General features: G+C 70.1%; 23 protein-coding genes and 1 tRNA gene. 17 read left to right on the top strand and 7 right to left on the bottom strand.

The window, feature by feature from the left end; translation table 11 throughout:
* Positions 1 to 7: 7 nt before the first annotated feature.
* The 6 genes from QOZ81_RS06320 to QOZ81_RS06295 are packed head-to-tail and all read left to right on the top strand — an operon-like array spanning position 8 to position 7349.
* Positions 8 to 2446: a CoA-binding protein gene (locus QOZ81_RS06320; protein WP_291199936.1), complete on the top strand. Its 2439-nt coding sequence runs from the start codon at positions 8 to 10 to the stop codon at positions 2444 to 2446.
* A 27-nt stretch (positions 2447 to 2473) separates the two neighbouring features.
* Positions 2474 to 3130 carry a CBS and ACT domain-containing protein gene (locus QOZ81_RS06315; protein WP_291199939.1) on the top strand — a complete coding sequence of 219 codons (657 nt, stop codon included), beginning with the start codon at positions 2474 to 2476 and terminating at the stop codon, positions 3128 to 3130.
* Positions 3118 to 4251, top strand: coding sequence for an acetoin utilization protein AcuC (locus tag QOZ81_RS06310; RefSeq protein WP_291199942.1), 1134 nt, complete (start codon positions 3118 to 3120; stop codon positions 4249 to 4251). Before QOZ81_RS06315 ends, QOZ81_RS06310 begins: the two co-directional genes overlap by 13 nt.
* A 20-nt stretch (positions 4252 to 4271) precedes the next feature.
* Complete coding sequence (ruvA, locus tag QOZ81_RS06305; RefSeq protein ID WP_291199944.1) at positions 4272 to 4859, top strand: Holliday junction branch migration protein RuvA; 588 nt, start codon at positions 4272 to 4274, stop codon at positions 4857 to 4859.
* The gene (locus tag QOZ81_RS06300) at positions 4856 to 5782 is read left to right on the top strand and encodes an NAD(P)-dependent oxidoreductase (protein WP_291199947.1); all 927 of its coding nucleotides are present in this window, start codon (positions 4856 to 4858) and stop codon (positions 5780 to 5782) included. The genes ruvA and QOZ81_RS06300 overlap by 4 nt, the downstream gene beginning before the upstream one ends.
* A gap of 28 nt (positions 5783 to 5810) precedes the next feature.
* A complete protein-coding gene (locus tag QOZ81_RS06295) occupies positions 5811 to 7349 on the top strand; it encodes a tetratricopeptide repeat protein (protein WP_291199950.1) in 1539 nt (512 codons plus the stop codon).
* 349 nt (positions 7350 to 7698) lie between these two features.
* Here the strand turns inward: QOZ81_RS06295 and smc are convergent, their stop codons facing one another.
* On the bottom strand, positions 7699 to 11208 hold the full coding sequence (gene smc, locus QOZ81_RS06290; protein WP_291199953.1) for a chromosome segregation protein SMC: 3510 nt from the start codon (positions 11206 to 11208) through the stop codon (positions 7699 to 7701).
* Between the two features lie 257 nt (positions 11209 to 11465).
* Between smc and QOZ81_RS06285 the strand changes: the two genes are divergently transcribed.
* From QOZ81_RS06285 to QOZ81_RS06240, 10 genes are all read left to right on the top strand, one after another.
* Positions 11466 to 12197, top strand: coding sequence for a hypothetical protein (locus QOZ81_RS06285; RefSeq protein WP_291199956.1), 732 nt, complete (start codon positions 11466 to 11468; stop codon positions 12195 to 12197).
* Positions 12197 to 13054 carry a PilN domain-containing protein gene (locus tag QOZ81_RS06280; RefSeq protein WP_291199959.1) on the top strand — a complete coding sequence of 286 codons (858 nt, stop codon included), beginning with the start codon at positions 12197 to 12199 and terminating at the stop codon, positions 13052 to 13054. The genes QOZ81_RS06285 and QOZ81_RS06280 overlap by 1 nt, the downstream gene beginning before the upstream one ends.
* Positions 13051 to 13632, top strand: a complete 582-nt coding sequence (locus QOZ81_RS06275) for a hypothetical protein (protein WP_291199962.1) — start codon at positions 13051 to 13053, stop codon at positions 13630 to 13632. Before QOZ81_RS06280 ends, QOZ81_RS06275 begins: the two co-directional genes overlap by 4 nt.
* A complete protein-coding gene (locus tag QOZ81_RS06270) occupies positions 13629 to 14279 on the top strand; it encodes a hypothetical protein (RefSeq protein ID WP_291199965.1) in 651 nt (216 codons plus the stop codon). The genes QOZ81_RS06275 and QOZ81_RS06270 overlap by 4 nt, the downstream gene beginning before the upstream one ends.
* A 17-nt stretch (positions 14280 to 14296) precedes the next feature.
* Entirely contained in the window at positions 14297 to 16603 is a 2307-nt protein-coding gene (locus QOZ81_RS06265; protein WP_300715362.1) for a secretin N-terminal domain-containing protein, read from the top strand.
* Positions 16600 to 17058 carry a type II secretion system protein gene (locus tag QOZ81_RS06260; protein WP_291199973.1) on the top strand — a complete coding sequence of 153 codons (459 nt, stop codon included), beginning with the start codon at positions 16600 to 16602 and terminating at the stop codon, positions 17056 to 17058. The genes QOZ81_RS06265 and QOZ81_RS06260 overlap by 4 nt, the downstream gene beginning before the upstream one ends.
* An 86-nt stretch (positions 17059 to 17144) precedes the next feature.
* Positions 17145 to 17230 (top strand) — tRNA-Leu (locus tag QOZ81_RS06255).
* A gap of 140 nt (positions 17231 to 17370) precedes the next feature.
* Positions 17371 to 17640: a 30S ribosomal protein S15 gene (rpsO, locus tag QOZ81_RS06250; RefSeq protein WP_291199976.1), complete on the top strand. Its 270-nt coding sequence runs from the start codon at positions 17371 to 17373 to the stop codon at positions 17638 to 17640.
* Between the two features lie 58 nt (positions 17641 to 17698).
* Positions 17699 to 18373 carry an NUDIX domain-containing protein gene (locus tag QOZ81_RS06245; RefSeq protein WP_291199980.1) on the top strand — a complete coding sequence of 225 codons (675 nt, stop codon included), beginning with the start codon at positions 17699 to 17701 and terminating at the stop codon, positions 18371 to 18373.
* Complete coding sequence (locus tag QOZ81_RS06240) at positions 18370 to 18972, top strand: L-threonylcarbamoyladenylate synthase (protein ID WP_291199983.1); 603 nt, start codon at positions 18370 to 18372, stop codon at positions 18970 to 18972. Before QOZ81_RS06245 ends, QOZ81_RS06240 begins: the two co-directional genes overlap by 4 nt.
* Here the strand turns inward: QOZ81_RS06240 and QOZ81_RS06235 are convergent, their stop codons facing one another.
* Positions 18973 to 19707 (bottom strand): hypothetical protein, encoded by a 735-nt coding sequence (locus QOZ81_RS06235; RefSeq protein ID WP_291199986.1) that lies wholly within the window; start codon positions 19705 to 19707, stop codon positions 18973 to 18975.
* A 139-nt stretch (positions 19708 to 19846) separates the two neighbouring features.
* Here QOZ81_RS06235 and QOZ81_RS06230 point away from each other — a divergent pair, with 139 nt between their 5' ends.
* Complete coding sequence (locus QOZ81_RS06230) at positions 19847 to 20869, top strand: hypothetical protein (RefSeq protein WP_291199988.1); 1023 nt, start codon at positions 19847 to 19849, stop codon at positions 20867 to 20869.
* Between the two features lie 30 nt (positions 20870 to 20899).
* On the opposite strand, the gene nadB is transcribed toward QOZ81_RS06230, so the two are convergent.
* From nadB to QOZ81_RS06205, 5 genes are all read right to left on the bottom strand, one after another.
* Positions 20900 to 22474 carry an L-aspartate oxidase gene (gene nadB, locus QOZ81_RS06225; RefSeq protein ID WP_291199990.1) on the bottom strand — a complete coding sequence of 525 codons (1575 nt, stop codon included), beginning with the start codon at positions 22472 to 22474 and terminating at the stop codon, positions 20900 to 20902.
* Positions 22471 to 23259 carry a DUF309 domain-containing protein gene (locus QOZ81_RS06220; RefSeq protein ID WP_291199993.1) on the bottom strand — a complete coding sequence of 263 codons (789 nt, stop codon included), beginning with the start codon at positions 23257 to 23259 and terminating at the stop codon, positions 22471 to 22473. Before QOZ81_RS06220 ends, nadB begins: the two co-directional genes overlap by 4 nt.
* Entirely contained in the window at positions 23256 to 23978 is a 723-nt protein-coding gene (gene yaaA / locus QOZ81_RS06215) for a peroxide stress protein YaaA (protein WP_291199995.1), read from the bottom strand. The genes QOZ81_RS06220 and yaaA overlap by 4 nt, the downstream gene beginning before the upstream one ends.
* Positions 23975 to 24682, bottom strand: coding sequence for a DUF3473 domain-containing protein (locus tag QOZ81_RS06210; protein WP_441316723.1), 708 nt, complete (start codon positions 24680 to 24682; stop codon positions 23975 to 23977). Before QOZ81_RS06210 ends, yaaA begins: the two co-directional genes overlap by 4 nt.
* Positions 24683 to 24786: 104 nt before the next feature.
* On the bottom strand, positions 24787 to 25482 hold the full coding sequence (locus tag QOZ81_RS06205) for a MotA/TolQ/ExbB proton channel family protein (RefSeq protein ID WP_291199998.1): 696 nt from the start codon (positions 25480 to 25482) through the stop codon (positions 24787 to 24789).
* Positions 25483 to 25539 lie beyond the last annotated feature (57 nt).

The raw sequence follows: 25539 nt of genomic DNA, 5'->3' as shown, positions 1-25539 counted from the left end.
GCACAAGGTGTTCAGCATCATCCCAGAGGGGGCCGCCTACCGGGAATTCGTCCTGCTCAAGGACGGGCGGGGCGTGCTGCTACGCATCGCCTTCGCCGAGGACATCGACCGGGTGGAGGCCTTCATCCGGGGCCTGTCCCGGGAGAGCCTGGCCATGCGCTTCATGGGCGGCGTGGCCAGCGTCTCCCGCAAGTTCGTGGAGGAGCTCTGCACGCCCAACCTCCGCCTGCAGGCCTGCCTGCTGGCCGTGGAGGGGGAAGGCGAGGATGAGCAGGTGCTGGGGCTGGGCAACTACATCGGTGGCGGCGGACCCGTGGCCGAGGTGGCCTTCATGATCGGCGACGCTCACCAGGGCCGGGGCATCGGCACCCTGATCCTCGAGCGCCTGGCGGGACTGGCGGCGGGGGTCGGCTACCTGGGCTTCGAGGCGGAGCACCTCACGGGCAACAAGAAGATGGGGAACGTCTTCATGGACACGGGCTTCGAGACCCGGCGCGCCCTGGAGGACGGCGTCATCCACGTGCAGTTCCCCCTGAGCGCCCCCGAGGCCCTGCGCGAGCGCACGGACCTGCGCGAGCGCGTGGCCACCGCCAACTCCCTGGTACCGCTCCTGCGCCCCCGCGTCGTGGCGGTGGCCGGGGCCTCCCGGGATCCCGGTTCCGTCGGCAACGCCATCTTCCGGAACATCCTCCAGAGCCGGTTCCAGGGCTCGGTCTATCCCGTCAATCCCAAGGCCACCTCCATCGAAGGGGTGCAGGCCTACCAGTCCCTGGCGGCCCTGCCGGAGACCCCGGACCTGGTCATCCTCGCGGTGCCGGCGACCAAGGTTTCCGCCCTCGCCAAGCGGGCCCTGGAGCGGGGCGCCCGGGGCCTCCTGGTCCTCGCGGCCGGGTTCGCCGAGACAGGGCCCGAGGGCGCCCGGCGGCAGGAGCGCCTGCTGCGCCTCACCCGCAGCCACGGCGCGCGGCTGGTGGGCCCCAACTGCCTGGGACTGCTGAACACCCACGAGGCGGTCCAGCTCAATGCCAGCCTGGCCACGGCCATGCCGCCGCGGGGTCGGGTGGGCTTCTTCAGCCACTCGGCGGCCCTGGGCGTGGTCATCCTGCAGTACGCGGCCGAGCGCGGCCTGGGCTTCTCCACCTTCGTCTCCGCGGGGAACCGGGCCGACGTCTCCGGCAACGACCTGCTGCAGTACTGGGACGAGGACCCGGACACGGACCTGGCCCTGCTCTACCTGGAAACCTTCGGCAACCCGCGGCGCTTCGCCCGGCTGGCCCGCCGGATCTCGCGGCGCAAGCCCATCCTCTGCGTCAAGAGCGCCCGGAGCCATGCCGGACGGCGCGTGGCCCTGGCCCACATCGCGGCGGCCCCCCGGGACGATGCGGAAGTGGAGGCCCTGTTCCACCAGGCGGGCGTGATCCGCGCCGACACCCTGGAGGATCTGTTCGACATCGCGCTGCTCCTGGCCCACCAGCCCCTGCCCCGGGGGAACCGCGTGGCCATCGTGAGCAACTCCGGCGGAGTGGCGACCATCTGCGCGGACGCCTGCGAAACGCACGGCATGGAGATCTCCGGCACCGGCGTGGTGAACCTGCATGCCATGGCCACGCCCGAGCACTATGAGCAGGCCTGCCGCGAAGCCCTGGAGCATCCCCAGGTGGACGCCCTCATCGCCTCCTTCGCCTGTCTCGGAACCTGCGATCCCACCGTGGTGGCCCGGGCCATCCGCCGGGCCGCGGTGCGGGCCGAGCAGACCACGGGCATCGCCAAGCCGACCCTGCTCTCCCTCATGGGCATGAGCGGCGCCGTGCCCGTGGGCTCGGCCGCCCTGGCCGAGAGCGGGGGCAGGCACCGCACCTTCCCCTCGTACCGCTTCCCGGAATCCGCGGCCCTGGCCCTCTCCAAGGTGGTGGAGTACGCGCGGTTCCGCCAGCTGCCGCCGGGGCGCATCCTGGGCTACGCGGACCTCAATGGCGGCGAGGCCCGCCGGCGCGTGGAGCAGCTCGTCGAGGCGCTGCCCAGCCCCGCGCCCGCGCCTTTCTCGGAGGTGGAGACCCGGGAGCTCCTGGGGGCCTTCGGCATTCCCATCGCCGAGACGGTGGAACCTTCGAACCGGAAGGGACCGCAGGTCTCGCTCCACTTGTCGTCGGACCCGGACTTCGGGCCCATCTGGCGCTTCCACCGCCAGGGGGTGGACTCCATCCTCCGCCTCACGCCGCTGACGGACCTCGACATCGCCGAGGTCCTCGAGCGCATGCGCCTGCGTCCGGGCAGCGGGCTGGGCGAGACCCTGGGCCGCCTGACACAACTCGTGGAAGAGCTGCCCTGGCTGCACACCCTGGAGGCCACGGTGGCCATCCGTGGCGAAGCCGAGGCCGGCGGCCCGCTGCCGCTATCGCCGGGCCTGCGCCTGACCTTCAGCCAGTCCGGTTCCCGCAAGCCCTGAACGCCCATCCCGACCTGTGGAGGCCCCATGCTCGTGAAGGAAATGATGCGGAAGCCGGTGACGGTGATCGCGGTCGGGGCCACCCTCGGCGAGGCTGATCAGCTCCTCCACTCCCGCGGCTTCCGCCACCTGCCCGTGGTGGACCAGGGACGGCTGGTGGGCATCCTCACCGACCGGGACATCCGGTTCGCCACCAGCAGCCTCAGCCCGACGCCACGCAGTGGAGGGGATTCCGTCACCCTCGCCATGAGCAGCCCCCCGCTGACGGCGGATCCGCTGGACCCGGTGGAGGACGCCGCCCGGATCATGCGGGAAAACAAAATAGGCTGCCTGCCCGTCCTGGACGGCGGCGAACTGGTGGGCATCCTCACGGGCATGGACCTGCTCGACGCCCTGATGACGCTCACGGGCGTGACCAAGCCCTCCTCCCGGCTCGAAGTGGCCCTCAGGGACCAGCCGGGCGAGCTGGCCCGCCTCACGACCTTCCTCGCCGAGCGCCACGTGAACATCCACTCCATCCTCACCTACCCCACGCCCGACGCCACGGTGCGCACGGTGCTGCGGGTGGACTCGAACCAGATCCGCCCCCTGGCGGAGGAGCTCCGCGGCGCCGGGTTCACGATCCTCTGGCCCATTCCCAAGAGCTCCCAGCTGCACTTGACGTCCAAGCCATGGCAACCCTGATCCACCGCCCGGAGTACGCCGGGTACGACTTCGGTCCGGAGCATCCCTTCACGCCCGCCCGGCTCGCCATGCTCCTGGACCTCATCCGGAGCCTGGGCCACGGGGCCCCCACCGTCGCAGCGCCCGCCGCAACCCGGGAGGACATCCTCTCGGTCCACGACGAGGCCTTCGTGGCGACGGTCGAAGCCCTCGACCGGGGCGAGTCCCAGCCGGAGGCCGGACGCTTCGGCCTGGGCACGCAGGACAACCCCATCTTCCCGGGCATGGATCTCGCCGGCCGGTGGCTGGCGGGTGGGGCCCTCCACGGGGCCCGGCTGCTGATGGAGGGGGCGGAGACGCGCGTGCTCCAGCTGGGCGGCGGGTTGCACCACGCCCAGAAGGACCGGGCCGCGGGCTTCTGCCTGTACAACGACCTGGCCGTGGCCATCCGCGCCTTCGTGGATCACGGGTGGCGCGTGGCCTACCTGGACATCGACCTCCACCACGGCGACGGCGTGCAGAACCTGTTCTACGACCAGGACCGGGTGCTCACCCTCAGCCTCCACGAGACGGGGCACTACCTCTACCCGGGCACCGGCCACATCCATGAGCTGGGCACCGGTGCGGCGCGGGGCCTCAGCCTGAACGTCCCCCTGGAGCCCTTCACGGAATCCGAGAGCTACCTGGAGGCCTTCGAGGCCGTGGTGCCGCGGGCCCTGGAGCAGTTCTCGCCCCACGTCCTGGTGATCCAGGCCGGGGCGGATGCGCATTTCGCCGATCCCCTGGGGGACCTCGCCCTCACCACCCAGGCCTTCGAGACGCTCTACCGCAGGATCCTCGCCCTGGCCGGCGAGCACACCCAGGGTCGGGTGCTGTTCACGCTGGGCGGCGGCTACGAGGCCCAGGTGGTGGCCCGGGTCTGGACGATCCTCTACCTCACCCTGATGGACCTCCCCATCCCGGAGGACCTGCCCGCGGATTGGCTGGTGCGCTGGAAGCACCTGCTCGGGCCTGAGGTCGGCCACACCCTTCACGATCCGGTGCCGGCCTATCCCGAGTTCCCGGGCCGAGAGGAGCGCGCCCGCCGCAACCGGGACGTGGTGGACCGCCTGTTGGACTCCCTGCTCCGCTACTGGTTCTGAGCTTCCGCTATCCTCGAAGGATGATCGGACGACTGCGCGGGGAACTCATCCAGAAGCTGCCGAACCTGGCGCTCGTCGAGTGCGGGGGGGTGGGCTACGCCGCGGCCATCAGCCTCTCGACCTACGGGCTGCTGCCGGAGGTGGGTGCCATGGTGGTGCTGCATACGGAACTCCTGGTGCGCGAGAACGAGATTTCGCTGCTCGGTTTCTACGCGACCCAGGAACGGGAGCTCTACCGCATGCTGATCAAGGTGGATGGCGTGGGCCCGAAGATGGCCCTGGCGGCCCTGGGCGCGCTGTCCCTGGAGGATCTGGTGCAGGCCATCCGCGGACGGGACGTCAAGGCCCTCACGCGCATTCCCGGCGTGGGCAGGAAGACCGCCGAGAAGATGTGCTTCGAGCTGTCGGAGAAGATGGGCGGGCTTTCGGGGCTGGACGGGCTTTCCGGCGGATCTTCGGGCGATCCCTGGGAGGAGAGCCTGCGCTCCGCCCTCACGAACCTGGGCTTCAGGGAGGATGCGGTGCTGCCCGTGGTGGCCGAGCTCCGCGCCGCGAAGCCGCCCCTGGCCGAGGCCATCCGCCAGGCCCTGAAGGCCCTGCAGCGATGAGCGTCCGCATTCTCGCCACCTCCCCCCTCGTGGGCCCGGCCCTGGCCGACCTCGGCGCGCGGTTCCCGGACCTGCTCCTGGCCCCCTTCCGCTCGGCGGAATGGACCACGGCCCTGAGTGAGACCGAGGTGCTGGTGGCCATGGTGTCCGAGCCCATCACCGAGGCGGATCTGGACGCCGCGCCGAACCTGAAGGCCCTCGGCACCTACTCCGTGGGCGTGAACCACCTGCCCCTGAAAGCCTGCCAGGCCCGCGGCATCACAGTGGTGAACACCCCCGGCGTGCTGACGGACGCCACCGCCGACACGGCCTTGGCGCTGCTGCTGGCCCTGACCCGGCGCGTGGCCGAGGGCGAAGCCCTGGTGCGCTCCGGCGCATGGAAGGGCTGGGCGCCGGACCAGCTCCTGGGCACCGGCCTTGCCGGCAAGACCTGCGGCATCCTCGGCAGCGGCCCCATCGGCCAGGCCTTCGCGCGGCGCACCTGGGCGCTGGGCATGGCCCCGGTCTTCTGGGACCGCGATGGCCAGGGAGGCGACGTGGACTTCGGCCCCGGCCGCGCCCCGCGCATGATCCTGCCCGACCTGCTGTCCCGCAGCGCCGTGGTCTCCCTCCACTGCCCCCTGACGGATCAGACCCGCGGCCTGCTGGATCGCGCGGCCCTGGAGCGGCTGCCGGATGGAGCCGTGATCATCAACACCGCCCGCGGCGGCATCCTGGATGAGCACGCCGCCATCGATCTGCTGGGGGCGGGACGGCTCGGCGGCGTGGGGCTGGATGTCTACGACAGGGAACCGGAAGTCAACCCTCGCTGGCTGCAGGCGCCCCGCGCCGTGCTCCTGCCCCACCTCGGATCCGCCACCGTGGAAACGCGCGCGGCGATGGCCGGCCTGCTATGCGACGGACTCGCCGCCGCCCTTGGGTGATACCCTGGACTCCCTCACGAGGCATCCCATGGCACGCCCCTGGCTCAAGCTGCTGGACCCCGGCCTGACGGCGCTCAAGACCGCCGCCAGTACCACCTTCGAAGGCCGCCTGGCCCTGGCCCGCGCCTACAACGTCCGCGCCCGCCACGAGGAGGCCCGGGAGGTCCTGGACCAGCTGCTGGCCGAGGACCGCTCGAACGCCGAGGCCTGGTTCGAACGCCTGCTCTGCTTCAGCAACCACACGGGAGACGAGGAGGGCCTGGAGCTGATGGGGCAGCTGGAGTCCCTCCGCGATGAGCACCCCGCCACGGGAGGTCATCTCCGCAACCTGGGCTACCTGCGGCTCCTCATGCAGGATCTCGACGGGGCGGAGCTCACGCTGCAGCAGGCCCTGGCCCTGAACGGCCAGGATCCGAAGGCCCTGGAGCTGGCGGGCCTCGTGCAGCTGCACCTGAACCAGCCTTCCGACGCGAAGGCCTGGCTGCTGAAGGCCCTCAGCCTCAACCCGAAGGACCCGCGCACCCTGCGCCTGCTGGCCATCGCCATGGAGCAGCTGGGGGACCTCTGCGGTGCGGAAGCCCAGCTCATGGCGGCCCTCCACGCCGAAGAGACCTACTACTGGGGCTGGCACGCCCTGGGCGAGCTGCTCCTGAAGCGCGGAGAACTCGCGGAGGGCCTGCGCTGCATCCAGCGGGCCCGCAGCCTCCACGTCTGCGATCCCACCAGCTACTTCATCCTCGCCGAGATCTTCAGCGAGCAGGGCCACCTGGAACTGGCCCAGGGCCAGCTCCACACGCTCATGCTGCTGGCGCCCCCCGCCCCGGTGCTGGCCGAGGCGCAGGCCCTGCTGGGTGAACTCAAGCGGGATATGGGCGATCGGGACGGCGCGCTGTCCTACTTCAGCCTTGCCGCCGAAACCGATCCCGATGCTGCGAATCCCTGGGCGGCCCTGGGTGACATGGCCCGCGAAGAGTGCCGCTGGGACGATGCCCTGCGCTGCTACCGCGAAGCCCTGATGCGCGAGCCCGATGCCGCGGACCTCCAGGTCCAGCTCGGCTACGTCCTCGTGGAGACCCACCAGGGCACCGCCGCCGAGCAGGCCTTCCTCCAGGCCCTGGAGCTGGATCCCGGCGAATACAGCGCCTACCTGGGCCTCTCCGAGGTGTACCGCTTCGCCAACCGGCGCGAAGACCAGATGAGCATGGTCGAGCAGGCCATGGCCCTGGCCCCCCAGGACGCCGACGTCTGGAACGCCAGGGGCGTCGCCCTCGAGGTCACCAACCGCTGGCAGGAGGCCACCGAGGCCTACGAGAAGGCCCTCGCCCTCGAGCCGCACCATCGCAAAGCCGCCAACAACCTCGGCTTCGTCCTCGAGAAGCGGATGAATGGCGGCGAGCCCAGCCTGCGGGCCCGGGCGACCGAGGCCTGGAAACAGCGCCTTCTCATCTGCCGCGACGAGGACCAGAGCCTGAAGATGGCCACTGAGCACCTCGCGAATCTCGGCATCGACGACGACACCATCCGCGAGTGGCTGCGACCGGGGTTCCTGGCCGAATCTGAAGTCTGATCCTCCGGTCACAGATTCGTCACCTGAGCGTTTCCAGCCAGTTACGCTGAGGGCAAAAGTCCCTGTGGAAAAGCCTGCGGATTGACCCCCTGGACCGGTGCTAAACCCTGTCCGGATACAGATTTCCTAACATAAGCAGGGTAAATTCCCATCAATGTTAATCGTTTAATATCAATCTTTAAATTGACGACGCCAGCAGAATCTGCCGAATGGCCGGACTTCGGGGTTTTCCACATTTTCCGCTTTCTTTCGCATTGACACGAAAAAGGCCTTGGACCCCTTGGGGGAAGAGGCGAAAACCAGCCTGTCAACCCTTTTTAGTTACACCGACTATACGGCCGGACCGCCTTCAAACCAGGGCTTCCGCTTCCCGCAATTGGACGCTCACCAGGCGTGAGCAACCGGCTTCCTCCATGGTGACGCCGTAGAGGGTATCGGCCGCGACCATGGTCGGCTTCTGGTGGGTGATGACGATGAACTGGGTGTCGGCCTTCATCTTCTGCACCATGGCGGCGAAGCGGCCCACGTTCGCCTCGTCCAGCGGCGCGTCCACCTCGTCCAGCACGCAGAAGGGGCTGGGCTTGAAGTGGAAGATGGCGAAGAGCAGGGAGATGGCGGTGAGCGCCTTCTCGCCGCCGCTCAGCAGGGTCAGGGCCTTGGCGGTCTTGCCGGGCGGCTGGGCGGTGATCTCGATGCCGCACTCCAGCAGGTTCTTGGGATCCTCGAGGCTGAGGTGGGCGCTGCCGCCGCCGAAGGCCTCCCGGAAGACCTCCTGGAAGCGGCTGTTCACGAAATCGAAGGCCTCGCGGAACCGCTCCTCGCTGGTGGCGTTGATCTCCTGGATGGTGGCCTCGAGGTTGCCGATGGCCGCCGTGACGTCGGCACGCTGCTCATTCATGAAGGCCATGCGCGTCTCGGCCTCCTCGAGCTCCTGGATGGCCAGGGGATTCACGCCCCCCAGATCCATGCGCCGACCCTGCAGCTCATTCAGGCGCGTCTGGTGGACCAACTCGCCCTCTTCCCAAGCCTCCCGCTCCGGCTCGCTGAGCCCGTTCAGGAAGGCGGGCACCTCCAGCCCCAGTGCGAGCTCCACTTCCTTGGCCAGGGCCTCCTGGCTGCCCTGCACCTGCGCGCCGTGGAGGAGCACCTCCTGGTGCTGGGCGCGGGCGTTCTCCAGGGCCTCCTGGAATTCACGGGCCGAGCGCTCCTGGACCCGCAGGGTCTCCTGATCCAGCTCGAGCCGGGGCTGGGCCTCGCGGGCCTGGGTCTGCACGCCCTCCCGCTCCAGCAGCAGGACCTGGGCTTCCGATTCCAGTTCGGCGAGGCGCCGCTGGCAGGCCTCCATGCGTTCCGCCTGCTCGGTGGCTTCGCCCCCCAGCCGCTGCCGTTCGGCCTCCAGGTCGAAGCGGCCCCGCTGGGCCAGCTGGAGATGGCGCTCATGGCCGTCCCGCTCGGCCCACGCAGCATCGCGCCCCCGCGCGGCCTCCAGGCGCTCCTCGCGGCGCTCGTCCAGGCGCTGGCGGGCCTCGCGGACCTGGTTCTCGGCCTCCAGGACGGCCTGGTCCAGGGCCACATCACCGGCCTCCTCGGGATGCTCATCCAATTCGCGCAGCAGGCCCTGCAGCCGCTTGATCTCCGTTTCGATCTGCTCCCAGAGGGCGTCGGCCCGCTCGCTCGCAGCGCGGATCTCCGACAGCTGCGCCGCGAGCGATGTCTGCTGGGATTTGAGGCTGTCCGCCCGCCGGCGGAGGGAGCGGAGGTCCTCGTCGATCTCCAGGGACCGCGCCCTCGCGGCCCGGGCATCGTCGCCGCCGCGTCCGCGCTGGGCCTCCAGCTCCTCCAGCCGATCCAGCAGCGCCTCGCGGGTGGCCCTGGCCTCCTCCTGCTCGGCCCGCAGCTTGATGGGAGAGGCGGCGGGCGCGGAGATGCCCAGCTGCAGGGGGCCGAAGGGCAGCCGGATGAAGCCCGGGGAGACGAAGGCCAGATCCGGGTGCAGGACCGCGAGCTGGGGCAGGGCCTCGTCGGCACACCGGAACGAGCGGTCCAGGAGGGCCTGGAGCGGCCGGTCGGTGGAGGTCCAGCGCACGTGGTTCCGCAACGGCTCGCAATCAGCCGGCGTGGGTGGCACGGGCACCTCGCCTTCCAGGGCCAGCAGCAGGTGGCCCGGAGCTTCTGCGGCCCGGAGCGCCAGTTCCGGGTCGGCGGAAAGGGCCTGGAGCCACACCCCGAGCAGCCGCTCCAGGTCCGGCCGCAGGGCCTCGTCCACGGTCAGCAGCTCCACCAGGGCGTTGGGGCGGACTCCCTGCTCGCGCAGCCAGGTGAGCCCCTTGCGCAGTTCCTCGTCACCGAAGCTCTGGGCGAGCAGGTCGGAGATCTGGCGGAGGCGCCGCTCGGCGGCATCCAGTTCCGCCTCAGCGCGATGGTGGTCCTGGGCCAGCGTCCGCTGGGCCTCCTCCAGGGCCTCGGTGCGCCGGCGCTGGTCGAAGGCGGCCTCCTCGGCCTGGGCCAGCTGGGCCAGATGCCCCTCCAGGGAGCGGTTCACCTGGGTCGCTTCCGCCTGCAGGCTCTCCAGGCGCGGGGCGCGGACGGATTCCTCGTGGTTCAGCGCATCGAGGCGCCCCTCGAGCTGGGCGATCTGGCTCTGGAAGGCCAGCCTCTGCTTCTGGCGGGCCAGGGCCTCCTTCTGGCTCTCGGCCTTGCGCTCCCGGAGGGCGTGGAGTTCCGTTTCCATGTGGCGGAGGGCGCCCTGGGCCAGGGCCACGGTCTCCTCGGCTTTGGCCAGCTGGGCCTCCCAACTGGCGAGGCGATCCGACGCCTCCTTCAGCAGGGCCTCCAGCGCCGAGAAGGAATCACCGGATTCGGCCAGCCGGTCGGAGAGGGCCTGGATGCGCTCCTGCAGGCGGCTCCGCTGTCCCTCGGCCTCGCTCCGGCGTTCCTCCTGGAACCCCCGTTCCTGGTCCGCCAGCTGGAGGCGCTGATCCAGGGCCAGCATCGCGCTGGCCCGCTTGGCCTGGGCCTGCTGCTGCTCGTCCACGGACAGTCGCAGGGCCTCGACCTCGGAGGCCTTCTCGGAGACCTGGGCCGTGAGCTCCGCCACGCGGCGCTCGGTCTGGTCCAGCTGGTCGAGGATGCGGAGCTTGGCCGCCTCCAGTTCCACGGCCTTCCCGGCGAGGAGGATGCGCTGGGTGGACTTGATCTCCGCGTCGAGCTCCTTGGCCTTGCGGGCCCGTGAGGCCTGGCGCCGCAGCGAATCCATCTGCTTGTTCAGTTCGAAGAGGATGTCATCGAGCCGCTGGAGGTTGGCCTTGGTCTCTTCGAGCCGTTTCTCCGCATCGGTGCGGCGAAGCTTGTAGCGCGTGATGCCGGCAGCCTCCTCCAGCAGCAGGCGCCGGTCCTTCGGCTTGCTGCTCAGGATGAGGTCGATCTGCCCCTGCTGGATGAAGCTGTAGGCCCGCGTGCCCATGCCCGTGTCGAGCAGCAGGTCCTGGACGTCCTTGAGCCGGGCCTCGCGGCCGTTGATGCGGTACTCGCTGCCGGTGTCCCGGTAGAGGCGGCGCGAGATGGCCACCTCGCGCGAGGCCCCGGGCAGGGCGGGATCGGGCATCTCGAGGATCAGCTTCACCTCGGAGAGGCCCATGGGACGTCGCTGGGCCGTGCCCGCGAAGATCACGTCGGCCATCTCGGAGCCGCGCATCATGGAGGCCCGCTGCTCCCCCAGCACCCAGGCCAGGCTGTCGGAGATGTTCGACTTGCCGCAGCCGTTCGGCCCCACCACCGCCGTCATCCCGCCCGGGAAGCTCAGCTTCTGGGCGTCGGCGAAGGACTTGAATCCATGGAGTTCGAGGGAGATCAGGCGCACGCTGTCAGCGCTCCGGGTCAGGCGGATGGGAACATCTCCCCCCATCATTCCACATGACGCGTAAGAACCGAGCTCTGCTTGCGGATGGCCCCCTTGGGAAACGGCCGGAAGCCCGGTAGACTCGGGTTTCCCCAGGCCAGTCAGGAGTCACCTGTGCAGCCTTTTCCAGCCCCCCCGCGCGACTTGGCGGCACCTGACCGGCCAGGAGCCGGCGGCATCGCATGCGGGAAAAGCCGCCCCGAGGCAGGGGACCGATCGTGAAACTCCCCCTCCTGGCTCCACCGGATGCCTCCCTGCTCTGGCTGGAAGCCCACCGGGTCGTCGCAGGCACCCACCGGCGTCCCCTGAGCGCGCCCCCCACCGACGATCAGCTGGCCCAGGCCCTGGCCGCCCTGCCCCTCGGACCCACGCGCTGGGTCGTGGAAGACCTCTGGACGCCCTCGATCCTGCTCCGCGACTTGACCGAGCTGCCCAAGGGGGCTGAGGCCCAGGAGGCCTTCTTCCGCTGGCGCTTCATGCAGGCCCTGGCCCTGGAGGTTCCCCACTTCGTCCAGGCCATGGAAATCGATCCCGGCGTCTGGCTGGCTTCCGGCATCCCCGAGGAGCTGCGGGAGACCCTTCTCCAGCTGGGCCTGCGCCTTGAGCGCAACCTCCACAACCTCACCCCCCGGTGGCTGCACCTCTACAACCTGCTGGCCCCCTCGCTCGACCTCCCCGGCATGCTGCTCTCCCTCAGCCCCATGGACTCCGGGCGGTACGCCGGCACCCTCGTGGCCTGGGGACGCACCCTCTGCCTGTTGCGCCAGTGGTCCGAGCCCCTGACGCCGGAGGCCTGGCTCGAAGAGCGCATCGCCCCCAGCGCCGCCTTCCTCCAGCGGGAATCCCGCACCCCCCAGCAGCTCTACGTCTGGGGGGCCGCCGCCTGGCCCGAGAGCAGCCTGCCCACGCGCATCCTGGATGACCGCTCCGTGTTCGGGGAGGCGCGCTGATGGCCGTGCCGGTCCTCCACCTCAACCTGGCCCCCCGTCCCAGCCTGTGGCGCCAGCGCCATGCGCTCCTGGGCTGGATCGCCCTGGGCCTCGGCGGGCTCTTCCTGGCGGCCGCCATCGGGATGACCTGGCGCGCCTATCACCAGGCGAACCGGGCGGGGCGCGACGCCGTGAGCCTCACCGAAGAGGCCCGGCGCGCGGGCCGGCAGGAGCAGCAGCTCCAGACCTCACTGCAGGACATGGACGCCAGCCGGGAGCAGTCCCGGTGGAAGCTCGCGGAGCGGATCCTCCAGGAGCGCAGCCTGCCCTGGTCCCGGCTGACGGCGGAGCTCGAGCAGTGCATGGTGCCCGACATGCGGCTGAAGGGCATCCAGCGGGCCCGCAGCAGTGCCCAGCAGGTGGTACTAAAGCTCAAGGGCGAGGCGCGTACCCGGCAGGCGGAGGCTGAATTCGTGGAGGCTCTGCGGATCACCCCTGTCTTCGCCCAGGTCGTGCTGGAACGGGAGGTCGAGCGGGTCGGCGGGGGCTGGGACTTCGAGATCAGCCTGCCTGCCGCGGCGGTGCCACCCCCCTTCCGCGTGAAGCCCATCAAGCAGGGACCGGCCACCCCGATCAAAGCGGGCACCCCGGTCCGCCCCCCGGTCGCGGTCCCCGGACGGCCCATCGCCACGGCAGCCGCGCGCCCCGCGATCGCCCCGCCCCCGCCCACGCATCCTGCAGCGCCCGTGAAGCCCGCGCCCCTGGGCGTACAGGCCCGGCCGGCGCCGGTCCCGCCACCCGCGGACGACGACGAGCAGGGCAGCCGCCGTCGACGCCCCGCCCGTGCGCGCCCGACCGATCCGAGGGTCCCCCAATGAGCAGCCCCCTTCGCGCCAGCCGCCTCCGCTTGGCCCTCGGCATCCTGGGCATGGCGGCGGGCCTCGGCGTGGCCTTCTTCCTCCTCCCGGACGCCTCGCAGCAGCTGGCCCAGAAGCAGCGGGCCAAGCGGGAGGCGGAGCTCAGCCGGAATCAGCAGGTGCAGCGGCTCCAGGAACTCCAGCAGCTGGCGGATCGCATCCGCCGGGGCCAGGACACCCTGGCCGACCTGGAGAGCCGCCTGCCCAAGGGCTCAGCCGGAGAGCTCCAGTGGAGCCTCAGCAAGACCCTTCATGCCATGGCCCAGAAGCATGGCCTGAGGCTGCAGAGCGTGAAGTACGGCCTGCCCAGCCGCGAAGGCGCCAAGGGCACGGATCTCGAGGCGGTCGAAGTGGAGTTCGTCGCCTTGGGCGTCTACGCCAACCACAAGGCCTTCATGCGCGACCTCGAGGGCTCCGGCCTCCCCTTCGCCGTGCGGGACGGGCGGCTGGAGGAAAGCCCCGAAGGGGCCCGGCTCAACATCGTGCTCCGGGCCTTCCGCAAGGCCGGCGCGCCTGAACGAGAGGAGGGCGAGGCATGAACGCAGCCTCCTCGAACTTCGACTTCCAGGCCATGCGCCAGGAGCTGCGGGCCAACCCCAGGACCCAGATCGCGCTGGCGGCCTTCGCCCTTGTCATGATCTACGCCCTCTACACCTTCTTCTCCCCTGATTCACCCAAGGGCGGGAGGAAGACCGTCGCGGCCAGGACCGGATCGAACCTGGATCCGCGGCAGCTCCAGGGCCTGCGTCGCCTTCCCGACCTCGCCGCCCTGGGCAAGGCCGGCGAGCTGCCGCCCGCCGCGAAGGTCCAGCGCGACCTCTTCATGTTCGAAGCCCCGCCTCCGCCCCCCCCTCCGCAGAAGCCGTTGCCACCTCCGCCGCAGCCCACCGCCGAAGAGCTCGAGGCCAAGCGGAAGCAGGAAGAGGAGGCCCGGGAGTACGCGGGCCGTCCCCAGGACCTGCGCTACCTCGGGTTCTTCAAGGGGGCCCCGTCCGGCGCCGTGGGCGCCTTCATGAAGGGCGAAGAACCCGTCACCTTGACCTCGGGGACCGTGCTCAAGGAGCGCTGGAAGCTGGTGTCCATCCTGGACACCAAGGCGGAGTTCCAGAACACCAAGTATCCCAAGATGCGGCTCGTCCTGGAGGTCCGCGAGGCCTCCGGCGGCGCGCCCGTGAACCAGTTCTGATCCGAAGGATGCCCCCGATGCCGATTCCCTCCTTCGCCCCGGTCCGCAAGCTCCTGCTGATCACCGCCGTGCTGCTGCTGGCCATCGGCTGCAGCCTCCACAAGGCCAACAAGGCCTTCGACGAGGGCCGCTACGACGAGGCCGTGGCCGAGTACCGGGCCGCCCTCCGCAGCGATCCCAACAACACCAAGGCGAGGATCGGCATCAAGCGCGCCTCCCAGCGGGCCGCGGAGGCCCACCTCTCCCTGGCCCGCCAGGCGGAGGCGCGGGGCTTCACCGACACGGTGCTCCTGGAGGTCCGCAAGGCCCTGGTGCTGGATCCGGACAACCAGATCGCCCAGGACTGGCTCATCAAGCTGGAGACCAAAGCGGCCAGGGACAAGGCCGAGGCCGACGCCGTGGATGATCTCGAAGTGATGAAGGCCAAGGCCGACAGCGTGAACGTCGTCCAGCTCAACCCGCGCTCCCTCGAAGGCATCGACCTGAACTTCAGCCGCAAGACCAGCCTGCGGGAGATCTTCGCGACCCTGAGCAAGGCCTCGGGCGTGAACATCATCGCCCACACCTCGTACCAGGATCAGAGCGTCTCCATCGACCTGCGGGGCCTGTCCTTCCAGCGGGTGCTGGACACGCTGATGCTCCAGAACGACCTGTTCTACAAGGTCATCGACAAGAACACCATCATGGTGTTCAAGGCCACCCCGCAGAACCGCGAGGCCTTCGAGAACCAGATCATCAAGACCTACTACCTCTCCTTCGCCGACCCCAACGAGCTGCGCTCCACCCTCACGACCATCAACCCGCAGCTGAGGGTCTTCACGGACAAGCGGGTCAACGCCCTCATCGTGAAGGCCAAGCCCCTGGAACTGGCCATCGTGGACCAGGTGATCCGCACCCTGGACAAGGGCAAGGCCGAGATCATGGTCTACCTCGAGCTGATGGAGGTCACCGAGAACAGTCTGGAGCAGATCGGCCTGCTGCCGGTGCTGAACGCCTCCGATACGTCCGGCACCTACCGCTTCGGCGCCACCACGGTGAACAACACGTCCGGCATGAACACCAACTCGGGCTTCACCAAGATCCACACCGCCGACATCCGCGTCCTGTTCCCGAACCTCGCCCTGGACTTCCTCAAGAGCAACGGCGACGCCCGCCTGGTGGCCAGCCCCAACGTGCGGGTGGTTTCCGGCGAGACCGGCGAAGTCAACATCGGCGAGAAGATCTCCACCACCCAGAGCCAGATCTCCGGGCTCGGCGGCGCCACCGGCACCAACACCGCGGCCTCGTCCCTGCTGGCAGGCGCGGCCCAGACCTCGTTCTCCTACGAGGACGTGGGCGTGAAGATCAAGGTGGAGCCACGGGTCCACAACAACGGCGAGATCACCCTGAAGATCGACAGCCTCGTCACCACCCTCAAGTCGGGCTCCACGCCCGGCCGCCCCGACCTCGGCAAGCGCGAAATCAAGACCTCCGCCCGCCTCCGGGATGGCGAGACCGCCATCTTCGGCGGCCTGCTGAAGGACGAGGAGCAGAAGAGCCTGCAGGGCGTGTGGGGCCTCTCCGACATCCCCCTCATCGGCCGGCTGATCGGCAACACCCGCAACAGCAAGGCGAAGACCGACGTCATCCTCACCATCCGGGCGGTCCTGGTCCGCAAGCCCGTCATGACGGAGCAGGACATGGCCCCCTTCAACCCCGAGGACGCCACGGCCAAGGCCGGCCCCTTCGCCCCGGAACCCGTGAAAAAGGCCCCGGCTCCGGCCCCCAAGCCGGCCGCCCCGGTGATCGCCCCGCCCGTGTCCCAGCCCGCGCCCGTGCCGGTTTCTCCGGTCGCGCCGGCCCCGGTTCCTCCCCCCGCCACGCCGCCTGCAGCGCCGGACGCCATCCAGGACAAGAAGCCCGCGGCCCCCAGCGACCCGCCCCCCGCCCCCTCCGACCTGGTCATCTTCATGTCCCCCGTGGCCTCGGAAATCAAGGTCGGGGAGAAGGTGCGCATCAGCCTCACCGTAAGCGGCGGTGGCGGCCTCAGCTCCGGCACCCTGGAACTGCGCCTGCCCCCGGGACTGCGCCTCCAGGCCGTGTCCCCCGGCGAGTTCATCACCGGCGAGGGCGGCAGTCTCGAACAGTTTCCGGGCAAGGACGGACTCCTGAAGCTGGTCTTCCGGCGGAACCCCGCCGGCACCGATGCCGGTCCCTTCGTCACCCTGGACCTGGAGGGCCTCACCGCCGGCAACGCCCCGGTCCTGATCCAGAGCGGGCAGTTCCTCGTCGGCACCGCCCCGATCTCCGGGCGCTGGTCCAACGCCCTCGTGACGGTGCAGTGAGCCGGCAGCGCGGCTTCACCCTCCTCGAGCTGGTCGTCACGGCCACGGTGCTGATGATCCTGGCCTCGGTGACGGTGCCCCTGGCCCGCAACGGCCTGAAGCGGCAGCAGGAGCTGGAGCTGCGGCGCTCGCTGCGGGAGATCCGCACCGCCATCGACGAGTACAAGAAGCAGGCGGAACAGCAGAAGATCAAGGCGCCCCCCCCGGAGGCGAATTTCTATCCCGAGAGCCTCGAGCTCCTGGTGGAGGGGGCCCCCGCCACCGGGTCCCTCAGCAAGAAGATCCGCTTCCTCCGGCGCATCCCGGTGGATCCCATGACCGGCAAGGCCGAGTGGGGGCTCCGGAACACCAGCGATGACGCCAACAGCACCAGCTGGGGGGGCGGGCATGTCTACGACGTCTACACCCTCTCCCAGGGCACGGGGATGAACGGCATCCCCTACCGCGAGTGGTGAGAAACGGTGTTGCCTCTAACGGCGCACTTTGCTAGGCTTGGAGTTCGGCTGTTTCGGATCCCGCGGGGCCCGAACCGATCTTTCAAGCGGATATGGCGGAATTGGTAGACGCGCTAGTTTCAGGTACTAGTGTTCACAAGACGTGGGGGTTCGAGTCCCTCTATCCGCACCATTTTCTCACCGGCTGCGCCGGCAAGAAAATGGTAGCCAAAAGCAAAATTGATAAAGGCACCTGGCCTTCACCAGGTTCGACCCACCTTCGGTACGGGACTGAAGAACGGGTGACGGGCGATCCCCCGAACAGGAGCCACCATGGCCCTCAACGTTGAACAGAAGAAGATCATCATCGACGACTACAAGCAGCACGAGTCGGACACGGGTTCGCCCGAGGTGCAGGTCGCGATCCTCACCAAGCGCATCAACGACCTGACCGAGCACTTCAAGACCCACACCAAGGACTACCACAGCCGCCGCGGCCTCATGATCATGGTCGGCCAGCGCCGCCGCCTGCTCGACTACCTCAAGAAGAAGAACAAGGATCGCTACGCGACCCTGATCGAGCGCCTGGGCCTCCGTCGGTAGACCGTCCCCCATCCCTGCAAAATGCCCGCGAAAGCGGGCATTTTGTTATGTTTAAAGCATGCAATTGAAGCCCCTGCCCCAGCCCGCTCACCCGGACCCCTACACGGTCCTGGACCGGCGGCTGGTGTACGACTCGCCCTGGATCCGCGTCCGCGAGGACCGCTTCAGGCACCGGAAGGGCGCCGAGGGCCGCTACGCAGTCTGCGGCTTCCACCGCACCGCCTGTGGCGTCGTGGCGCTGGACGAGGAGGACCGCGTGGTCCTGGTGGGCCAGTGGCGCTATCCGCTGGAAACCTACTCCTGGGAGCTTCCGGAGGGCGGTGGCGACGCCACGGAGAGCCCCTTCGAGGCCATCCGGCGGGAGCTGGCCGAGGAGGCGGGGCTCAGCGCGCGGGTCTGGGAGCCGCTCTGCTTCTTCCATCCCAGCAATTCCTCCACGGATGAGGAGGCCTTCCTGTTCCTGGCCACAGGCCTGAGTCCGGTGGACGGACACCACGCCGAGGAGGACGAGGAGCTGCTGGTCCACCGCGAGCCCTTCCGGGACTGCCTCCGGCGCGTACTGGGTGGCGAGATCACCGACGGCCTCACCACCGTCGCCCTGCTGGCCCTTCAGGCCCGGCGCTCCGGCATGTCTGCCGAGCTGGACGCCGCCCTGGCGGAGCGCTTCTTTCAGCGGCCCGCCGAGCGGCCCTCGGCCGGGCGGGCCCGCTGGGGGGAGCTGGGCGCGCCATGATCCTCACCCTGCACCCCGAGACGCCCCAGGTGCGCCATCTCGAGCGCATCGTCGAGCTGCTGCAGCGCGATGGCGTCATCGCCTATCCGACCGACACCCTCTTCGGACTGGGCTGCCTCGCCTCCCGCAAGAAGGCCGTGGACCGGATCCAGCAGATCAAGGGGCGCGACCCCAAGAAGCCCATGTCCATCCTCTGCTCGGACATGGAGATGTTCTGCCGCTACACCCGGCACCTGGACACCCCCACCTTCCGCCTCCTCAAGCAGATGCTGCCCGGGCCCTACACCGTGCTGCTGCCCGCCAGCCGCGAGGTGCCCCGCTACCTCCAGAACAAGCAGGTGGTGGGCCTCCGCATCCCCAGCCAGCCCTTCTGCCACGCCTTGGTGGCCCTGCTCGGTGAGCCCATCATCACCACCAGCGTCGCCCTGCCCGACCAGCCCGTGCTCAACACCGCCTGGGAGATCGAGGAGGAACAGGGCCATGCCCTGGACCTGGTCGTGGACTGCGGCCAGCCCCTGGGCATCCACAGCACCATCGTGGACCTCAGCGGCGACGAGCCCCTCCTGGTGCGCGAAGGCGCCGGCCCCTGGCCTCTCTGATCACTGGGCTTTGGCGCGGGCCTTCTTGCGCAGCGCTTCGCATTCCGCTTCGCTGAGCAGGCCATCGCGCCCAAGGGCATCGATGCGCCGGAGCGCGCCCTCCAGGTCGAAGGCCGGCTTCGATGGCACAGGAAGCGGCTTGGCGGCGGCCGGCGCGGCCAACACCGGAGCGGCGGCAGCCGGGGCGAGGGCCCGGCCCATCGCCTCGCACCATCGGCCGAAGTGGTAGGAGATCGCCTCGGTGTTCGGCCCCGTGAGCGTGTCGTGGAAGGCCGCGAGCACCTCCCCCGAATCGCCATCGACGAGCTTGAGGTCGAAGGAGAGGGTCATGGGCCGGACGGACATGTAGTCATCGTCGCTGCCGAGCGCGTCCGCCACCCTTCCCACGAGGACCACGTCCCCGAGGGTGGTGGACACTGGCAGGGCGCCCTTGAGGCCCCGCTTGAGGCCCCGCTCCAGGTCGGCCGGAAGTCCCGGCGCCACCCGCGACAGGAAGGCCTGGTCCTTTCCGACCCGTGGGCCCTGCACCCAGGCGGCCGGTTCCCAGGCCCGGAGGCGGAGGCTGCGGTTGCGCAGGTCCAGGTTGGGCTTGAGCCACTGGAAGCCGAGGGCCTTGGAAGGTTGGAAGACCACACCGGCGCCGAACCACGCAGGATCCAGGCGGCCGTCATCCAGGCCCGTGGATTGCCCGACCAGCAGGCCGGAGACGAAGAGGAACAGGGCGGATCGTCGCATCAGCTCTCCGGAAAGGGGCATGGTGCAGTCTACCGGAGCCCCCTCGGGATGCGCCAAGGGGCCCCGCCGGGACTATCCAGGCCGGAGCATCGGGGCCACAATCCTGGCTGTTCCGACAACCAAACCCGGGAGGTGCGGCGTGTGGATTCTGGAGGGGGAGGCCAAGCTCACGGGTTCGCTCATCGCTGCGGGCGCCTCCCTGCTGGTGAGCGTCGTGAGCGCGGTGCTGGCCGCCCGGCACAAGCGGGAGACGGACCGGGAGCTCGAGACGCTGAAGGACCGGCTCCAGAGCGCGGCCAAGGAGCGGGATGCGCGGCGGGACTATGAATATGAAGCCAGGAAGCGGATCTACGAGGAATGCGAGCCACTCCTCTTCCAGGCCACGGAAGCCGCGGCAAAGGCCAGAGACCGCATCGCCAGCCTGGCCAGGACGGCCGCCCAGGGGCGGCTGAAACCCGGCGAGGGCAGCTGGCTGGAGATCGATCCCTACTACCTGCGATCCACCATCTACTACCTGCTGGCGCCCATGGCCGTGTTCCGCCTGCTGCGGTCCCGCATGACCTGGCTGGACCTCAGCCTGGAGCCCGCCATCGGGACCCACTACGCCCTGCTGAAGGAGGCGGCCGGGATGTTCACGCGGGATTTCGAACTGGCCGGCTGCGAACCGAAGCTCGCCTACGATCCCCACTCCGAACCCACCCGAGAGCAGGTTGCCGCGGCCCCGGCGATCTACCGCTGGCAGGGCTGGGCCCATGGCGACCTGGAACGCTCGCTGGACCTCCTGATCCGCGAGGACGGTAAGGGGCGGCTCCAGCTCGTCAGCTACGGCGAATTCGACAAGCACTTCCGCAAGGGCGACAAGTCGGGAAAGGACGACCACGCCCTCCTGCAGGCGTGGGAGGAATTCTTCCGGCCCTTCCATCCCGCCCGGCTGCCGGTGCTCTGGCGGGTGCTGGTGGCCCAGGCGATCCTCTACCAGGGCCTCGAGAACCTGCACCGGAGTGGCGCGGAAGGGACGCCCAGGCCCCTGGCCGCAGTGGGGCCGGATCCCCGCTTCGACTGGCGGGAACCCGGGACGGAGGCGTCCATCGCAGCGTCGGCCTCTGCGCAGGAGGCGGCGCTGGCCCTTCTCCGGACCCGGGTTCCGGCGCTCTTCGGATGACGGGCGGTCGGCGTCCCCGCCCTTCCCCGCTCAGTCCACCCGGTAGTGGCAGCCCCGGCTTTCGGGGTTCTGCAGGGCGGCGTTGAGGATCAGGCGGGCGCAGAGGATGCCGCTGCGCAGCTCCAGCAGCTCCCGGCTCAGGGAAGACTCATGGTAGAAGCGCTCAATGCGGTGGGCCAGGTAGTGCAGGTCCGCCTTGGCGCGCTGCAGGCGGTCCCCGGTGCGCACGATGCCGGCGTAGTTCCAGAGCGTGCTGCGGATGAGCCCCCAGTCCTGGTCGATGAGCAGGGGATCGGTGGGTTCTGGGGCCTCGGGCATCCGCCACTGGGCCAGGTCACCCGGGTCGGGGAGGTTGCCATCGGCCAGCTCGCGCACCGCGGCCTCCGCCCCGCGGAAGCCCCATAGCAGGCCTTCCAGCAGGCTGGTGGAGGCCAGCCGGTTGGCGCCGTGCAGCCCGGTGCAGGCCACCTCGCCCGCGGCGAAGAGCCCCGGCAGGGAGGTGTGCCCATCCAGGTCCACCAGCACGCCGCCGCAGAAGTAGTGGGCCGCGGGCACCACGGGGATGCGCTGGCGGCTGGGATCCAGGCCCTCGGCGCGGCAGGCTGCCATCACCGTGGGGAAGTGCTCGTCCAGGTCCAGCTTCGCGGCCAGGGGCGCCAGGTCCAGGTAGACGCTGGCCTCGCCGCTGGCTGCCATCTCCTGGAAGATGGCCCGGCTCACCACGTCGCGGGGCGCCAGCTCCATGTGCTCCGGCTCGTACTTGGCCATGAAGCGCTCGCCCTTGCGGTTCACCAGGTGGGCGCCTTCGCCGCGCAGCGCCTCGGTGAGCAGCGTCCGCGGCTTGCCCGGCACGTAGAGCGCCGTGGGATGGAACTGGATGTACTCGCAGTTCACGATGCGCGCGCTGGCCCGGTAGGCGGCGGCGAGCCCGTCTCCGGTGGCGCTGGGCGGGTTGGTGGTGTGCAGGTACAGGTAGCCGAGGCCGCCGGTGGCCAGGAGCGTGCGCCGGGCCAGGGCCCCCTCCACCTGGCCGGTGGCGGGATCGAAGAGGAAGGCGCCATGGACGCGGATGGGATCGTACACCCGCACCGGGCTGAGGCAGTGGTGGGGGCTCGTGATCAGGTCCACCAGGCAGAGCCGCTCGCGGACCTCGATGTTCGGGTGCTGCCGGACGGCCTCGCTGAGGGCCGACTGGATCGCGAGCCCCGTGGCGTCCTTGGCGTGGTAGATGCGCCGGGCACTGTGAGCCGCCTCGGCCGTGGGATCCGGTGTGCCGTTCTCCCCCAGGTCGAAGGGCACGCCCAGGCGCTCCCAGAGGAAGCTCCGGCAGAGCTTCGGCCCCTCCTCGGCGAGCAGCCGCACCGCCTCATGCCGGCAGAGTCCGCCGCCGGCCCCCTCGATGTCCGCGGCCAGCAGGTCGGGGGAATCCCCCTCCTCGGGGGGCGCCAGCCCGATGATGCCGCCCTGGGCCCAGGAGGTGTTGGTGCCGCCCAGCTCGTCCTTGGCCACCAGCACCACCGAGGCGCCCAGGTCCGCCGCACGCAGGGCCGCGGAACACCCGGCGATGCCCGCGCCCAGGACCAGCAGGTCAACCGTGTGGCTCATGCCAGCTCCCAGGTGGGGCGGTCCAGGGCCCAGAGGGGCCCGAATACCGCATCATCGTCTGCGTCCTCGGTCATGCACCTTCCATGGTCCAGCCTCCGTGCCGTCAGGTCCAGGGCCGACTCCGCGCACACCTCGCCCCAGGGCGTGCCCACGCGCCCGCCGCCAGGCCCCAGACGGACCAGGGCCTCCTCCCACAGGGACAGCAGGCCGGCCAGGTTGTGCTGCTGGAGGTGGTGATAGCCGCCCGCCAGGAGGATGAGGCCTTGCAGCCCCTGCTTCAGGTCCCCCTCCGCCCGCGCCCATAGTGGTTCCAGGGCATCGTGGCACTCGTGGTAGAGACCGTGATTGAAGAGCGACACGCCACAGGCCAGCGGGTAGGGCTCACCCAGGGGCAGCGGAGTGAGCGCCGCCAGCTGCCAGCCGCAGCGCAGGCTCACGAGGGGGCCCCAGGCACCCCAGGCGGATGCGGGCCGCCAGCCTGCCGCGTCGCCCTCGGCCGTGTCCGGCCAGGCCGTGCGATGCGTGCGCCAGGCGTCGGCCGGATCGTGGTGGCCCAGGGCCCCCAGCATGCGCGTGGCATGCCCCAGCAGCTCAGGCTGCGGAAGGCCCGCAGGGTGGGCCCGCCGCAGCCCCGGTGCCGCGAGGATGGTGGGCCACACGAGCGCCTGGCGGTCCTCGGGATCCTGGAGCGCCGCCTCCGTGCGGTCCTGCAGGAAGCGGTGGATCTCCAGGGGGAGCCGCGGCTGGCGCTGCCAGAAGGGGGTGCGGTTGCAGTCGTCGCTCACCGTTCCACCACCAGGCGCAGGCAAAGCCCGCCGCGATCGTTCTCGGCGACGCCCGCCCACTGGCATCCGGGCAGCCGGCCCTTCAGCACCCGCCGGGGATCGCCCTGCTGATGTTTCAGGATCCAGTGGGCCACCAGGCCCCGGTACAACTTCGAGAAGTGGCTGATGGCCCGGCCCTGCGCGTCGAAGATCTCCACGGTGTGCCGCGGCCGCGCCCACCCCTTCAGCAGGTCGGCGGCATCGCCCGGCAGCAGCTCCCACACGGGCCCCTCGGGCAGGGCCGCCAGCTGCGTCCGGAGGGCCTTCCGCCAATGGGCCTTGAGGCCGGGGATCGCCCCGAGCTTCAGCTTGTAGGGCGGGACGGCCTCATCGCCGCGCACCAGGCCGCGGAGGTTGGAGAGGATGTAGACCTGGGTCCAGGCCGCCGGCGGGAGCGAGGCCGCCGCCAGTGCCTGGAAGGCCACGCCCGCATAGCGCGAGAGGGCCGGCAGCAGCGGCACCCGGCCCGAGAGCGCCAGCGCCTCGCTGCGGGCCTTGTCCAGGGCCAGGTCCTTCACGTCGAAGGCCTTCCGCAGGGCCTCGGGCGAGCCCTGCTTCGCCAGGGCCACCAGCTGCTCCCGGGCCCAGCGCTGGGCGGGGGTTTCCATCAGGCGGCCCGGAACGCCGCCGGAGGCCTTCTCCTCGGAGGGGGCCAGCAGGATGAGCGGGACGGCCGTCATTGCGCGTCCACCCAGGCCTCGAGGCTCGTGAGCCGGAAGCCGTCGAGGAGCTCCCGGAGCCGGCCCCCGTAGCCCCGGAGCCCGATGCTGTGGGTGTAGCGATGCCCCAGGGACAGGCCCGGCAGGCGCGGCTGCTCCGCGTCCAGTTCCCAGGGGTGCAGCACCAGGGGCGTGCCCGCGTCCTCCAGGGCCAGGGTCTCCAGGGCCCGGCGCACCAGGCTGAAGGGCATGACGCGCGGGCCCCAGCCCCAGAGCGGCATGCGCACCGGCCCGGACCAGAGCACGGGCGGCGGCAGCTCCCACAGGCCTTCGGTCAGCAGGTGGGGGCGGCGCGGGGCGGCAGGGTTTCCGATCACGGCGAGGGGCACGCGGCTGGAGTCGTAGCGGAAGCCCAGCTCGGGCAGGTCCCGCCACCAGTCGGCGGCAACTCCGCGCAGGCTCCACTCCGGGGCCCGGTAGCCCACCACGGGTTGCCCGCTGAGGTCCTCCAGCAGGGCCTTGCCGTCGCGCAATGAAGCCCGCCAGGCCCCGCGGTCCATCTCGAAGGCCCGCCGGTGCGTCAACCCGTGCAGGCCGATGGCGTGGCCGGCGCCGGCGATGCGGTGCAGCAGCGCGGGGTGGCGCCGGGCCTGGTCGCCCAGGCAGAACCAGGTGGCCGTGGCGCCCAGGTCCGCGCAGAGCGCCAGGGAGTGCTCCGTGGCCAGGGGCAGCCGGCACTCGAAGCGGTCCAGGGCCTCAGGCTGGTCGTAGGGCGGGCAGCAGAGCTGGAACCAGTCCTCCCAATCCAGGGAGAGGGGCAGTCGTTTGCTCAGGTGAAGTTCCGTTCGGAAAGACTGATGAACTCCAGGGAGAAGTCGTCCAGCTCCGTCTGGAACTGCTTCAGCTGGCCCTGGAAGAAGTTGTAGGCCATGAGCGCGGGGATGGCCGCCACCAGGCCGATGGCCGTGGCCACCAGGGCCTCCGAGATGCCGGGGGCCACGGTGGCAAGGTTGGCGTTGCCGGTCGCACCGATGCCGCGGAAGGCGTCGATGATGCCCCACACGGTGCCGAAGAGCCCGATGAAGGGGCTCACGGCCGCCACGGTGGCCAGGCTTCCGAGGGAGCGCTCCAGCCGGCCCATCTCCACCACGCTGGCCCGCTGGAGGCTGCGCTCCACGGCTTCCATGCTGCGCAGCTGGGGCCTGCCGTCCTGGCCCACCTGCCGCAGCTGGTAGGTCACCTCACCGTAGCCGGCCACGAAGAGGCCCACCAGGGGGCTGAGGGAGAACTTCTCCACCTGCTGCTTGAACTCGCGCCAGTCCGTGGCCCGCTTGAACGCGCCCCGGAACGCCTCGGAGACGGTGCGGCTGCGGTGGTAGAGCAGGCCCTTGCGCAGGATCACCACCCAGCTGAGGAGGGAGAACGCCGCCAGGATCACGAGCACCGACTTGGAGACCGGCCCCGCATGGAGCATGACCTCCAGCAGATTGACCTCGCTGCCCGTGGGTGCCATCAGGATCACCATGCCGCCTCCTCTCCCGAATGATAGCAAGCTACACTGGTTGCTTTGCGCGAGGCTGTC

Source organism: Geothrix sp., from assembly GCF_030219325.1.
Lineage (GTDB): Bacteria > Acidobacteriota > Holophagae > Holophagales > Holophagaceae > Geothrix.
This window is presented reverse-complemented; position numbering and strand designations above follow the sequence as displayed.